The following is a 14,078-nucleotide window of genomic DNA, read 5'->3' on the forward strand; positions in this document are numbered from 1 at the left end:
ATGACTGATGGATATGATTGTTATCAAAATGCAATTGCTGAACGAATCAATGGCATATTGAAAGGTGAGTTTTTGATTAACATTTGCAATAATGGAAAAGAACTAACAAAATTAATTGAACAATCCATAGAAACTTAAAATAACAAAAGACCACACTGGAGTCTTAACTTAAAAACACCTAACTTTATACATAACAAAAAATCCCTTGAAGCTAGCTTCAAGGGATTAAATAAAATCTTGTAAAATTGTCAACCTATTTTAGGACGACTCACCTTATATCCTGTTTTAAAAATTAACAAAATATTGAGGGAAAATTACGTTTTTCCGTAAAACAACGGTTTTACTACGCTTTATTTTTGCTGAGTTTCATAATTACGGAAAAGAGATTTAAGAGAAACTACTATAAACATCATTAACAATCAATTAAATCTGTCATTATAAATATTAATATAAAATGAATACACTAATCAACATTGGTAAAGATAGAACTATATTGATTTCATTATTGGTACTAATTGTTTCAGTAATTTCGGTATACCTTTATTCCTTTGGGATGTTAGGTTTCGAGTCTACTCGATTTGTAGCAACTGCTTTTCTTTTAATTATGATCTATAAAGGAAAAAATTGGGCAAAAATAACTGCAATCATACTATTTTCTTTAACGATTTTAGGTATCCTTGTTGCTCTTAGTAGTTCACAAATGATAATAATCCCTCTTATAGATAAAATAGTATCCGGTATAATAGCTTTGGTGTACGCAATGGCTATTTATTATTTTGGTTTTGCAAAAAGTTTTAAAACTTTTGTTAGACACCAGAATAGTAAAGAAAGTTAATGACTCCTTTATTAAACATAAGAAAATACGTTGGCTGTATTAAAAACAATGAAAAATATAAACAAGGCAGGATCTAGTATCTTATTCATAATCCTATTGAATACTACAAAAACAACAGCTCAAGTTCACTGGCTTTATGACTTTGATCTTGCTCGTACCGTAGCCATGGAACAAAAAAAATGGATAGTCGTTGATTTTTGGGCTACGTGGTGTGTACCCTGTAAAAAAATGGATAGTAGACTTTGGCAAACAGCAGCTGTTAATCCAATAGAAAATAATTTTGTATTTGTAAAAGTAGATTTTGATAAAAAAAGAAAATTCGCACGAAAACTTAACGTTCGGTCTTTACCTAGCGTTTTGATAATGGATCCTAATCAAGGTGTGGTGGCTAGAAAAATAGGATATATTAATAATAAAAAATATATCAATTGGTTTAAAAAAATGTCTGACATCAATCTTAATGATTTATATAGTGCCATGACCCCAATAATTCAGGATAGAAAAGGTAGTATTGCATATCTTAAACTTGGTTTGGCGTACCAAAATCTAGCTATGGATCCAACAAATGTCATGATAAAAAATCCATTAATAAAGTATAGTAACCTGCAGTTAAATATGATTCTGAAAAACAGTAAAGATGAAACCTTATTACGAAAGGTTGAATTATATAAATTGCTTAACAAGGCGATTGTTGGTAAAACAAAAAGTGTTCTCAAAAAACTAAATCAAAAGCCTCTTGAGAATGATATACCAGAACTTATAGAATTAAGACATTTTATAAAAGGTTATTGTTACCTGAAAGAAGGAGATAAAAAAGCCCTTGCTATTGAAAGGCAATTGGTAAAAGATCCTGAAAAGTTAGTACTCTTGCAATGATTATCATTGGCAAACATACCAGATCTAATTTCAAATAAAATGTTTTGTAAAAGAAGTGTTATTATAGGTGTTTTAAAATGTAGTTTAGTTGATATTATGGATTTTAAAAGAGAATATTGTTTATAGTACGGTGTGATATGTTCGAGCTAGAAGCTATTATTAAGAGCATAAAATTTGAGTAGAAATAGGTAATTTTATAATATATTTAGCGGTTCAAAATGTAACCCATGAATATTGTTTCTTATATCTCTAAGCAGATACCTGTTTCTGAAAAGCAAATTTCTAAAACCATCGAATTATTAAATGATGGAGCTACAATTCCTTTTATTTCCAGATATCGTAAAGAGGCGACAGGAAATCTCGATGAGGTAGCGATTGGAGAAATTGTTAAGCATAAAACCGCATTTGAAGCGCTTCAAAAAAGAAAAGAAAGTGTTTTAGCATCTATAAAAGAACAAGATGCACTTACTGCAGAATTACAAAAAAGGATAGAAGTTGCCCAAACGCTTTCGGAATTAGAAGATTTATACCTTCCTTATAAGAAAAAGAGAAAGACAAAAGCTTCTGTGGCAAAGGAACAAGGGCTAGAACCTTTAGCAAAAGTGATCATGAAACAACGAGAAGAAGAAATCCTCTATGTTGCTTCACAATATCTAAATGATACTATTGTAAATGAAGAATTAGCCTTACAAGGAGCTAGGGATATTATAGCAGAATGGGTTAATGAAGATTCAACCGTGAGAAATAGATTAAGAAGACTATTTCAACGTAAAGCTACGATCTCTTCAGCGGTGATTAAAACAAAGAAAGAGGAGGAAGAGTCCCAAAAGTATCAGCAATATTTTGATTGGGAAGAACCTCTTCATAAATGCCCTTCGCATCGATTACTAGCAATATTAAGAGCCGAAAATGAAAAAATAGTAAGAGTAAAAATTACTGTTCCAGAGAATGATGCCTTGGATATTATCGATGATGTTATGATAAAATCTAATGTAGAAGCATGTACGGACCAGATGTTTTTGGCAATAGCAGATGCTTATAAAAGATTATTAACTCCTGCGATTTCTACAGAAGTATTGAATCAGTCTAAGGAAAAAGCAGACGACAATGCGATTAAAGTGTTTGCTCAAAACTTAAAGCAATTATTATTAGCTTCTCCATTAGGACAGAAAAGAATATTAGCGTTAGATCCTGGATTTAAGTCAGGATGTAAGGTGGTTTGCTTGGATCAGCAAGGTGATTTATTACACAATGAGAACATATATCCACATCCTCCACAACGAGAAACTACCAGTGCAATAAAGAAGATAAAATCACTGGTGAACGCTTATAAGGTTGAAGCAATTGCTATAGGAAATGGTACTGCAGCAAGAGAAACAGAGGCGTTTATTAAGAAAATACCTTTCGAAAACCAAATTCAGGTATTTATGGTAAATGAGAGTGGAGCTTCAGTATATTCAGCTTCTAAAATTGCCAGAGCAGAGTTTCCTAATTACGATGTTACTGTTAGAGGAGCAGTATCTATCGGAAGACGTTTAGCCGATCCACTAGCAGAATTGGTAAAGATTGATCCGAAGGCGATAGGAGTTGGGCAATATCAGCACGATGTAGATCAAACAAAACTCAAAAATGAATTGGATACTGTAGTTATGAGTTGTGTAAACAGTGTCGGGATCAATGTAAATACTGCTAGCGCACCCTTATTAAGTTACGTATCTGGAATAGGAGAGAAACTTGCTGAGAATATCGTGAGCTACCGATCAGAAAATGGAGCATTACAATCTAGGGAAGAATTAAAAAAAGTTCCTAGACTAGGAGGAAAGGCATATGAACAAGCAGCAGCTTTTTTAAGAATAACAGAACCGAGTCACCCATTAGATAATTCCGCTGTGCATCCAGAGCGATACAAGTTGGTTTCCAAAATGGCCAAAGATGTTGGAATACCGCTAAAAGAATTGATTGGTAATAAAACAGCAATTGCCAAAATTCAATTAAACAAATATACATCAGAAAATGTGGGTCTTCCAACATTAACCGATATTATTAAGGAATTAGAGAAACCTGGAGTGGATCCTCGAAAAAAGGCAACAATTTTTGAGTTTGATCCTAATGTAAAAACAATTAATGATCTCAAAACTGGAATGAAAGTACCTGGAATAGTAAATAACATTACTAATTTTGGATGTTTTGTAGATATTGGAATCAAGGAAAGTGGCTTAATTCATATTTCTAAATTGGCCAATGAATATATAAGTGATGTAAATGCCGTTGTACAGTTAAATCAGCAACTGATGGTAACTGTATTGGATGTGGACTTAAATAGAAAGAGAATTCAATTGTCACTGGTAGATTAAATGGATCTAGAATTAAAGCAAAAAAAACTCCTTTCGTTAAAAAGGAGTATCAACTATATTTTTTATATATCTTTATTATGGTAACAAGCCCACAGTTGCGTTAGTAACAGTGCTTCTTGTGTTTTGTTCTTTGTTGATTACGTTAGTTAATCTTGTTGTCTTTTTAGTATCAGTATTAAAACCGTTTTTTTCTAATAAAAGGTTATAAAATTCTGTCTTAGTAGTATTAGTAACTTCTTTTTTATCTTCTTTTATAGTAATGTCAAAGTTATTCGCTTTAATTAATGCTTTGTAAAAATCTGTTTTAGAAGATTTTACTGTTAAAGCAGTATTAGTAGTTTCTATTTGAGCAGTCTCTTGTGCAGAAACAGTAGCGAAAGAAAATAAAATTGCGATTGTAAAAAATATAGTTTTCATAGTTTGGGGCTTTATGAAGTTACTTGTTTGATATACTCAAAGTTAAGACGAAAAAACAGCGTCACAAAACATATGAGAAACTTTTAGATAAAGTGGTTTTTAAACTCGATGAAATACACAAATTTTATGGTTTTACCGTAAAAATAAAACACTTTTTGCCTTAATTTTCTGATTATCAAAGTACAATTATCTAATAAATAAGCACTTTTATTTCGCTAAAAAGCAGGTTATTATAGACATACCGTTTTTTTAGATAAAATTAAGAACTGTAATTTTTGGATTACTTAAAATATTTATAACTGCTTTAATTCTTAAATTGTAGATTCATCCTCAACTAAGAGGTAAAGGATTACAAAACTCAGTTCAAATGGTATATGTAATAAATGAATAAGAACAGATCAGGAAAGTTTGATTAGAACAGTTTATAAATTTAGAGCATAAAAAATGCCCAACTATTTTTTAGCTGGGCATTTCATATAATAGATAGTATGATACTATTTATTTCTTTTCTTCAATCTTGTTAGGATCTTCATCTTCTTTAGAAGCATCTTTAAATTCTTTAATACCGCTTCCCAGACCTCTCATCAATTCTGGAATCTTCTTTCCTCCAAATAAAAGTAAAACTGCAGCAACAATTAGCGCAATTTGCCAAGGACCTAACATTCCTAAAAATATACTTAATGACACCATGTTCTTTAATTTAGATTACAAAGTTAACAAGATTTACCTAAAAATGACCTTTTTAAAGCACGAAAAGATAGTTTTAAGATAATATTCACAGCTTATCTCAGTACTATTCGCTTCTTGATAACGTTTTAATATAAACTTTAGCATTTTTATCCGTTAAGAGAATATGTATATTTGCGTAACTAATGGAACTGCGGAGATAGCAGACTAATCTATGGCTAAAAAGAAAAAAGAACAAAAGAGAATTACCAAGAAGTTACTAAACAAATATAGATTAGTAATTCTTAATGAGGATACTTTTGAAGAACGAATATCTTTTAAACTTACCCGGTTAAATGTTTTTGTATTGTCGAGTATAACATCGATTATTTTAATTTCATGTACGACTATTTTGATTGCATTTACGCCATTAAGAGAATATATACCAGGATATTCTTCCACGTCTCTTAATCAAAAAGCCACCAGATTAGTATCTACAGCAGATTCCTTAGAAACGGTACTAGCGGTAAATCAAGAATACTACAATTCGATTAAGAAGGTACTAACAGGAGATGTAAAAACGGTTGAATTTGATATTGATTCTGCAGTACAATCACAAAAACTAAATCCTGATGAGGTAGATTTAAACCCTTCTGAACAGGATATGCAATTACGAGAAGAAGTTTCTAGAGAAGATAAATATAGTCTTTTTGAAAGTGAAAAATCTAGTACTGATTTTTCACTATTTCCTCCAGTAAAAGGTAGTGTGACATCTGGTTATAATGTAAACGAAAGACATTATGCAATTGATGTAGCTGTGCCAAAAGATACCCCGATCAAAGCTGCTGCTGCCGGAACTGTTATTTTTGCTGAATGGACTTCAGAAACGGGACACGTTATTATTTTAGAACATGGAAATGGTTTACTTACCGTTTATAAACATAATGCGTCATTAACGAAACAACAAGGTGAATTAGTAAAAGCTGGAGAGGTAATCGCAACAGCAGGGTCAACAGGAGAACTTACTACAGGTCCTCACCTGCATTTCGAATTATGGAGAGATGGATATCCTACAGATCCGTCGAAATTTATTGATTTTGAATAAAAACATACAATGTCTATTAAATCATTTGGGGCAAAGATTTTTGCAAAACGTATTCGTAAAAAGATAGATAAATGGGCTAATAATCCAGTAGAAACTCAAAAAAGAGTATTCGAAGAGTTATTAAAATCAGCAAGTAATACAGCTTTTGGTATAGATCATAACTTTACTAAAATTCATACACATGATGACTTCGTAAAAGAAGTCCCAATCAGAGATTATGAGCAGTTACGTCCTTATGTGGATAGAGTGGTAGCTGGTGAAGATGATATCTTATGGCCTGGAAAGCCTATTTATTTTGCAAAAACTTCGGGTACGACTAGTGGAGTAAAATATATTCCGTTGACTTCTGATTCCATGCCAACGCATATTAAGGCTGCACGGAATGCCATTTTATGTTATATCGCAGAAAGTGGAAAAGCTTCTTTTGTAGATGGAAAAATGATATTTCTTCAAGGAAGTCCTGAGTTGATAGAGAAAAACGGAATTAATTTAGGACGCCTATCAGGAATAGTAGCGCATTATGTTCCAAAATATCTTCAGAAGAATAGACTTCCAAGTTGGGAAACAAATTGTATTGATGATTGGGAATCAAAAGTTGATGCTATCGCAGAAGAGACAGCTAATGAGAATATGACAATCATTAGCGGAATTCCGCCTTGGGTACAGATGTATTTCGAAAAGTTGCAAAAGAAAACAGGAAAATCAATAGGAGAGCTGTTTAAAAACTTCGAATTGTTTATTTATGGAGGAGTTAATTTTGAGCCCTATAGAGCTACTTTTGAAAAATTAATAGGAAGAAAGGTGGCAAGTATCGAGTTATATCCTGCCTCAGAAGGTTTTTTTGCTTTTCAGGATGTTCAAGACGAGAAGGGAATGTTACTTCAATTAGATTCAGGAATGTTTTATGAGTTTGTAAAGGCAGATGAGTTTTTCGAAGATAATCCAAAAAGAATTACCATAGCAGATGTAGAGAAAGATATAAATTATGTGATGCTTATTTCTTCTAATGCAGGTTTATGGGCTTATAATATCGGCGATACAGTAATGTTTACTAGTACTTCACCGTACAGAGTTATCGTGTCTGGTAGAATTAAACATTTTATTTCGGCTTTTGGAGAACACGTGATCGGAAAAGAAGTAGAGCAAGCTATGAAAGAAGCTACTGAAGTTACAGGGGCTGTAATTAAAGAGTTTACGGTAGCGCCTCAGATTAATCCAAAGGATTCCGAATTACCTTATCATGAATGGTTTATAGAATTTCAGGAAAGTCCAAAAGACATAGCAGGGCTAGAAATCCAAATAGACAATGCTTTACGAAAACAAAATACCTATTATGATGATTTAATTACTGGAAATGTACTGAGAACATTAAAAGTTCGATCCGTACCAAAAGGTGGTTTTAATGAGTATATGAAATCTATTGGAAAACTTGGTGGTCAGAACAAGTTACCTAGACTTTCTAACGATAGAAAGATTGCGGATTCCTTGATGACGGGTATAGGTAAATAAATTATATATTTGTTAGGAAAAATTTTATGACAAATCTCAAATTAAAAGGAAGAACAAGAGCACAAGAAAGTTCAAGTGCCATAGAACGCATGTATATCACAATGCGACATCTATTTAATAGAGGTTTTTATAAACCAATGGGAGTTTCTGGTGATACCTTAAGAGAAGGACTACTAACACTTCGACCAGAAATTTACGGTTCAGTTGCCGAAGAAAAGGTAGAATTAGATGGATTATTATACGTTATTGATCGCTTACCTATAGGAATCGAAGAATGCCGCTACATTAACCTTACAAGTGAAGAAGGATATAAAAATTCTCATTTTAAACCAATTGTTCCACCAAAACGAAGAAGAAATTGCTACAGGATTGACGAGGAACAAATGAATATTGAGATCACTAGAGGAAGATCAGAAATTTATGATATTCTTACGCATCTTACTTTTCTATTCATAGAATCGCATAAAATCATGAATCGTGTAGTGATTAATGAAGAAGGAAATGTAACCAGAGATTGGGATAAATTAGAAAAAGCAGTTACTTCTAAAAAAGACCTTACGAAATCTGAACGTGAGGTAGTGCTCACCCATACAGCCAATATATTGGGAAGAACTTTTCAGGAAGTTACTTCGATATATGGTAGCTTTTCTTGTCCAGAAAACAAAGAAAGATTTATACACATTATTTACTGGTTAGGGAAGTTAGCTATTGAAGAATCAGTAAATGAAAACAAAAGATTGGTAACATTTAGTCCTGTTTTAAGAGAACGTTTAGGGCATCATATTCATGGAGAACGATGGGCGAATACCATAAAAGGTAAATTACAAGAACTAAACTTGATAGATCGCCCTATACATATTATAAGTGCGAACATGCATAGTGTTATGAATACTATGTACGCTCCTTTAGCACTTAAAACAGAATTAAAAAACAAAGACACTTTTGATATCTACGAATTATTAAGTCAGGATAAGAACCATAAGCTTAGAGCTAAGGTCGAAAAACTGGCACTTCAGAAAGGAATGACTTTTCTGGAAGACGAAAGTGGAACGAATATCGATGTGCAAATTTTCGATACTTCGAAATATACAAATGGTGTTTTTGAAACAAACGTTTCAGAAAAAGATATCAATAGTATGCCGGTTATCATTGTTATGGATTACGCATTTGGAGAACAAGCATATGAAACAATGGATGAGCTTCTAAAACCCTTTGAACAATCGGATAATAGAAGAAAATATTTAAATGTCAAATCCGTTTCCCTAATGGGTAAAGCTGGTATTTTGGAAGGTGGTAAAGGAGATATTATGATTCCATCTGCACATGTATTCGAAGGGACAGCTGACAATTATCCTTTTGACAATGGACTAAGAAAAGAAGATTTAGAAGGTCATGGTATAGATATCTACGAAGGAGCAATGATTACCGTTTTAGGAACCTCATTGCAAAATAGAGATATCCTGAAATTTTTCCATGAATCTACCTGGAACGTGATTGGTTTAGAAATGGAAGGGGCTCATTACCAAAAAGCCATACAATCTGCTTCCAAATTAAGAGGAAGTATCAGTTCTGATGTAAAAGTGAATTATGCATATTATGCATCTGATAATCCTTTAGAAACAGGAAGTACATTAGCATCTGGTGGATTAGGTACAACAGGAGTAAAACCTACATATCTAATTACCGAGAAAATTTTAGAGCAAATATTTAATAATCAATAAATGAATATAGAATCTACAGAGGAAGTTAATCTTAAATATATATTTAGGAAATTAGAGAAAGCCTTTAAAGCATTTCTAAGAATTTGTGTTTCTATTTTTCAGTTTTATAAAAAGAAATGGGCATTATTTCTGGGGATACTAATTATTGGTTTTATTAGTGGATATATTCTGGATAGCAAATACGGGTTTTCTAAAAAATATACCCAAGAAATTATAATAGAACCAAAATACGAATCGAAAAAATATATTTATGATTTTGTAAATTCTTTAAAAGACAATCTTAAAGAACCCTCTTTCCTGAAAAGGGTAAATTTAGACAGTAATTTGGTGAAAAATCTATATGATGTAAAAGTCAACCCCATAATAAAAGCAACGGATGTTTTAGATAATCTGCATCGCAAATATGGCAGTAAGGAGGATTTTCATGAAATTATCGAGAGTTACGATCCTAGGGTATTGGAAAAGGAAAAATATAGAGATTTTTATAGATATGATAGATTGGTTTTTGTCTATAGGACTAATCATACTGATAATCTCAAACTTTCAAAAAATATACTAGAACATATTGATTCTAATAGTTATTTTCAGAAGATTCTTGACCAGAATATTACTCAGACGGAGAAGAACCTGAAAGAAAATAAAAAAACATTAAAATATTTAGATGACTATCTGGAAAAATTAAATAAAGCCCCAATAGAAACAGATAAAGATCTTATTATGATCGGGGATGAATCTGAACTACCAACAATTTCGAGTTTATTGACTAGAAAACAAACGTTATTAAATACTATAACTAATCAAGAAAATATTTTAGTATTAAACAATAAGTTGTTCGATGTGGTGGATAGAGGTGAGATTGTTTTGTTAAGAACAGGTATATCAAAAAAGATGATAATAAAAATGCCTTTATTGTTATTCTTAATGGTATCCTTTCTTTTCGCAATCAAAAAAATGCCTAGTAGGATAATACGATATATTAATAGCTAAAATTCTCAATAAAATTGCTAAAAGAAGTCATTTTAATAACTGGAGGAGCAGGATTTATAGGCTCCAATTACTTAAATCATAAATCTAATGAAAATGATATTGAGGTTATCAATTTAGATAAACTAACATACGCAGCTGATTTGAATAATATCGATGTTGATGATAATTGTGACTATACCTTTATCAAAGGTGATATTTGTGATTTGAATTTGTTGGAGAGAATTTTCGAAGAATATAATATTAATAAGGTAGTTCATTTTGCTGCAGAATCTCATGTTGATAATTCGATTGCTAGTCCAGATGAATTCATACAAACAAATATTATAGGCACCTTCAATTTATTACAGGTAGCATTTAAGAACTGGATGCGCGCACCTAATGTTTTTAAAAAAGGAAAAGAAAGCTGTAGGTTTTTACACGTTTCTACGGATGAAGTATATGGAACTCTAGGAGAAACAGGTTTTTTTACCGAAAAAACCCCTTATGCTCCTAATAGTCCGTATAGTGCTTCAAAAGCATCTTCAGACATGTTAGTAAGAAGCTATTTTCATACCTATGGTTTGCCAGTTGTTACAACAAACTGTTCCAATAACTACGGACCTAGACAACATAAAGAAAAACTAATACCTACAATTATAAGAAAAGCATTAGCCGAGGAGAATATTCCAATATATGGGGACGGAAAGAATGTTAGAGATTGGTTATATGTTCTAGATCATTGTAAAGGAATTGATTTGGCCTTGGAAAAAGGTGAGTTAGGAGAAACCTATAATATAGGAGGAAAAAATGAACGAGAGAATATTTATATAGCAAAAACAATATGTAAAACTCTTGATAAGATAAAACCCCTAAAAAACAACAAGTCATATTTGGATCTTATAGCTTTTGTAAAAGATAGACCAGGACATGATTTTAGATATGCTATCGATGCATCAAAAATTGAAAATGAACTAGGTTGGAATGCAGAAGAAAATTTCGAATCTGGAATTGAAAAGACTATAAATTGGTATTTAGAAAAGTATAAATAGAAAAAACACTTCAAAACTTCTTTATTACTAAGTTTTTGAAAACAAATAGATTAAAGATGAAAGGAATTATATTAGCAGGAGGTTCTGGAACAAGGTTACATCCTCTTACATTAGCAATAAGCAAGCAGTTAATGCCAGTGTACGATAAACCTATGATCTATTATCCGCTTGCTACCTTGATGTCTGCTGGAATAAGAGAAATCCTCATTATCTCTACTCCGTTAGATCTACCTTTATTCAAGAAGTTATTAGGTGATGGTAAAAAATATGGGTGTGTTTTTGAGTACGCTGTACAGGAAAAGCCTAACGGATTAGCAGAAGCGTTCGTTATAGGTGAAAAGTTTATCGGTAATGAAAAGGTAGCCTTAATTTTAGGAGATAATATTTTTTATGGATCTGGTTTAGAAGAACTTTTAGAAAGTAATAATAATCCGGATGGAGGAATTATTTATGCTTATCACGTGCAAGACCCTGAAAGATATGGTGTCGTAGATTTTGATAAAGAAGGAAATGCAATTTCGATAGAAGAAAAACCAGAGATTCCAAAATCTAACTATGCCGTTCCTGGGATTTATTTTTATGATAATGATGTAGTATCTATTGCAAAAAAGATAAAACCAAGTGAACGAGGAGAATTGGAAATTACGGATGTCAATAATGCCTATTTGAAAAAAGGAAAGCTTAAAGTAAGTATTTTGGATAAAGGTACAGCTTGGTTAGACACAGGAACTTTTAACTCACTAATGCAGGCTTCTCAGTTTGTTCAAGTAATAGAAGAGCGGCAAGGGTTAAAAATAGGTGCTATAGAAGAAATAGCATACAATAAAGGATTCATAACCAAAGCTCAGTTAGAAAAGTTAGCGACGCCATTAATTAAGAGTGGTTACGGAAAACATTTATTACAATTAGATTAGTTATGGAGATTGAGAAGACCCCTTTGGAAGGATGTTTTGTCTTAAAACCAAAGGTTTTTAATGATGATAGAGGTTCTTTTTTCGAAAGTTTTAATTTAAAAACGTTTAAAAGGGTTACTGGGTTGGAGATAGATTTTGTTCAGGATAATCAATCAATTTCTTCAAAAGGAGTTCTAAGAGGGTTGCATTTTCAAAAAGGAGATTATGCACAAGCGAAGTTAGTTAGGGTAACAAAGGGTAGGGTTTTAGATGTTGCAGTGGATCTTAGAAAGGATTCTCCTAGTTTTGGAAATTATTTTTCTATAGAATTGAATGATCAAAACAATTATCAATTATTTATCCCTCGAGAATTTGCTCATGGATTTGTTGTTTTAAGTAATGAAGCAGTTTTTAACTATAAATGCGACAATTTCTACAATAAGGACTCTGAATCCGGAATTAGATACGATGATCCAGACTTAAATATTAATTGGAATTTAGATACCGAAAATATTCTTTTATCGGAAAAAGATATAATTTTACCATTTTTTAAAGATCTTTTTTAGATATAATTTTTACATAACATAAAAGCACTTACATTTGCTTGGATTTTATTTTTATACACTAGATGAGTACCAAAGAAAACCCTTCAGAAGAAATAGACTTAGGAAAATTATTTAAGTTAATTGGTAATGTGTTTAATAAATTATTTTTGTTGATAAAAAGGCTTTCTACTGAAATATTTCACATAACCATAAGGACTCTTTTATTTATTCAAAAACACTTTTTAAAAATTTTAATTGCAGGTGTTATAGGGGTAGTTGTTGGATGGATATTAGATACTACAGAAAAACCAATTTATCAATCTTCAATGATAGTTGAACCAATTTTTAATAGTACTCAGCAACTTTACAATAATATTGAATTTTACAATGAACTTGCGGAAGAAAAAGACTTTAATAACTTGGCGGCTGCTTTAAAAATTTCAAATCAGGAAGCAAGTAGCATTAAAAAAGTAATTATCGAAGCTTCAACAGATGAGAATCAAAAATTGAAACAGTTTAGTGATTTTGTTTCAACGCTTGACAGTATTTCAAGAGCTAATTTGAGTTATAAAGATTATTTAAGAAATTTTAATAACATCAATGCTAAATTTCATAAAATCACTATTAGAGCCCTTGATCCAAAAGTCGCTAAAAAGTCCCAAAATGCTATCGTGAGGTCTATATCAAATAATGAATATTTTAAATTACAAAAGAATACAAATGATCTAAATTTAAAATTAGATGATTCCATTATCCGTAAACAATTAGCAGAAGTTGATTCTCTGAAATCTTTCTACCAAAAATTAAAAATGTTAGATATTCAAAGGGAACCATCATCTTCCAATACAAGCATTAATTTAAGTTCGGAAAATAAGGAACTGGATAAATCAGAGATAACCTTACTAAAACAAGCAAAAAACTTAAGTAAAGAAATTTTAGAGATAAATAAAAGAAAGGCAAATACGAAAGAAATTATTAATGTTATTTCAAATTTTCCGGAAAGAGGAGCCTTATTAAATGATCTTTTGACTCAAAAAAAAGTATTATTGCCAATCATTCTCATTGGCTTAATGTTTGTAGTTTTAATTTTACTAGGATTGAATAGGTATTTGAAAAATTATAATCCGTAGATTTTGGTCGAT

13 protein-coding genes and 1 pseudogene are annotated in these 14,078 nt (G+C 31.5%); 12 read left to right on the forward strand and 2 right to left on the reverse strand.

Going from position 1 to position 14,078, the window contains the following annotated elements; genetic code table 11:
• The 4 genes and pseudogenes from ACWNT5_RS20510 to ACWNT5_RS20525 all read left to right on the forward strand — a co-directional run.
• Window positions 1–243: pseudogene (locus tag ACWNT5_RS20510) on the forward strand (integrase core domain-containing protein); the annotation flags it as partial.
• Between the two features lie 211 nt (window positions 244–454).
• Window positions 455–835 carry a hypothetical protein gene (locus tag ACWNT5_RS20515; RefSeq protein WP_456518435.1) on the forward strand — a complete coding sequence of 127 codons (381 nt, stop codon included), beginning with the start codon at window positions 455–457 and terminating at the stop codon, window positions 833–835.
• A 48-nt stretch (window positions 836–883) separates the two neighbouring features.
• The gene (locus tag ACWNT5_RS20520; RefSeq protein WP_456518436.1) at window positions 884–1,711 is read left to right on the forward strand and encodes a thioredoxin family protein; all 828 of its coding nucleotides are present in this window, start codon (window positions 884–886) and stop codon (window positions 1,709–1,711) included.
• Between the two features lie 227 nt (window positions 1,712–1,938).
• A complete protein-coding gene (locus tag ACWNT5_RS20525; RefSeq protein WP_456518437.1) occupies window positions 1,939–4,065 on the forward strand; it encodes a Tex family protein in 2,127 nt (708 codons plus the stop codon).
• A gap of 75 nt (window positions 4,066–4,140) precedes the next feature.
• On the opposite strand, the gene ACWNT5_RS20530 is transcribed toward ACWNT5_RS20525, so the two are convergent.
• Window positions 4,141–4,482, reverse strand: coding sequence for a hypothetical protein (locus tag ACWNT5_RS20530; RefSeq protein WP_299609153.1), 342 nt, complete (start codon window positions 4,480–4,482; stop codon window positions 4,141–4,143).
• 498 nt (window positions 4,483–4,980) lie between these two features.
• Window positions 4,981–5,172 carry a twin-arginine translocase TatA/TatE family subunit gene (locus ACWNT5_RS20535; RefSeq protein ID WP_299609150.1) on the reverse strand — a complete coding sequence of 64 codons (192 nt, stop codon included), beginning with the start codon at window positions 5,170–5,172 and terminating at the stop codon, window positions 4,981–4,983.
• Window positions 5,173–5,383: 211 nt separating this feature from the next.
• Between ACWNT5_RS20535 and ACWNT5_RS20540 the strand changes: the two genes are divergently transcribed.
• From ACWNT5_RS20540 to ACWNT5_RS20575, 8 genes are all read left to right on the forward strand, one after another.
• On the forward strand, window positions 5,384–6,253 hold the full coding sequence (locus tag ACWNT5_RS20540) for a M23 family metallopeptidase (RefSeq protein WP_299900374.1): 870 nt from the start codon (window positions 5,384–5,386) through the stop codon (window positions 6,251–6,253).
• Window positions 6,254–6,262: 9 nt separating this feature from the next.
• Complete coding sequence (locus ACWNT5_RS20545; protein ID WP_456518438.1) at window positions 6,263–7,762, forward strand: GH3 auxin-responsive promoter family protein; 1,500 nt, start codon at window positions 6,263–6,265, stop codon at window positions 7,760–7,762.
• 26 nt (window positions 7,763–7,788) lie between these two features.
• A complete protein-coding gene (locus tag ACWNT5_RS20550) occupies window positions 7,789–9,483 on the forward strand; it encodes a DUF6909 family protein (RefSeq protein ID WP_456518439.1) in 1,695 nt (564 codons plus the stop codon).
• Window positions 9,484–10,470, forward strand: a complete 987-nt coding sequence (locus ACWNT5_RS20555) for a hypothetical protein (RefSeq protein WP_299609139.1) — start codon at window positions 9,484–9,486, stop codon at window positions 10,468–10,470. It abuts the gene before it with no gap.
• Window positions 10,471–10,484: 14 nt separating this feature from the next.
• Complete coding sequence (gene rfbB, locus ACWNT5_RS20560; protein ID WP_299609136.1) at window positions 10,485–11,498, forward strand: dTDP-glucose 4,6-dehydratase; 1,014 nt, start codon at window positions 10,485–10,487, stop codon at window positions 11,496–11,498.
• 56 nt (window positions 11,499–11,554) lie between these two features.
• The gene (rfbA, locus tag ACWNT5_RS20565) at window positions 11,555–12,412 is read left to right on the forward strand and encodes a glucose-1-phosphate thymidylyltransferase RfbA (RefSeq protein WP_299609133.1); all 858 of its coding nucleotides are present in this window, start codon (window positions 11,555–11,557) and stop codon (window positions 12,410–12,412) included.
• Window positions 12,413–12,414: 2 nt separating this feature from the next.
• Entirely contained in the window at window positions 12,415–12,957 is a 543-nt protein-coding gene (gene rfbC / locus ACWNT5_RS20570) for a dTDP-4-dehydrorhamnose 3,5-epimerase (RefSeq protein ID WP_299609131.1), read from the forward strand.
• 62 nt (window positions 12,958–13,019) lie between these two features.
• Window positions 13,020–14,066, forward strand: a complete 1,047-nt coding sequence (locus ACWNT5_RS20575; RefSeq protein ID WP_299609129.1) for a hypothetical protein — start codon at window positions 13,020–13,022, stop codon at window positions 14,064–14,066.
• Window positions 14,067–14,078 lie beyond the last annotated feature (12 nt).

It is taken from the genome of Aquimarina sp. 433 (assembly GCF_054054605.1).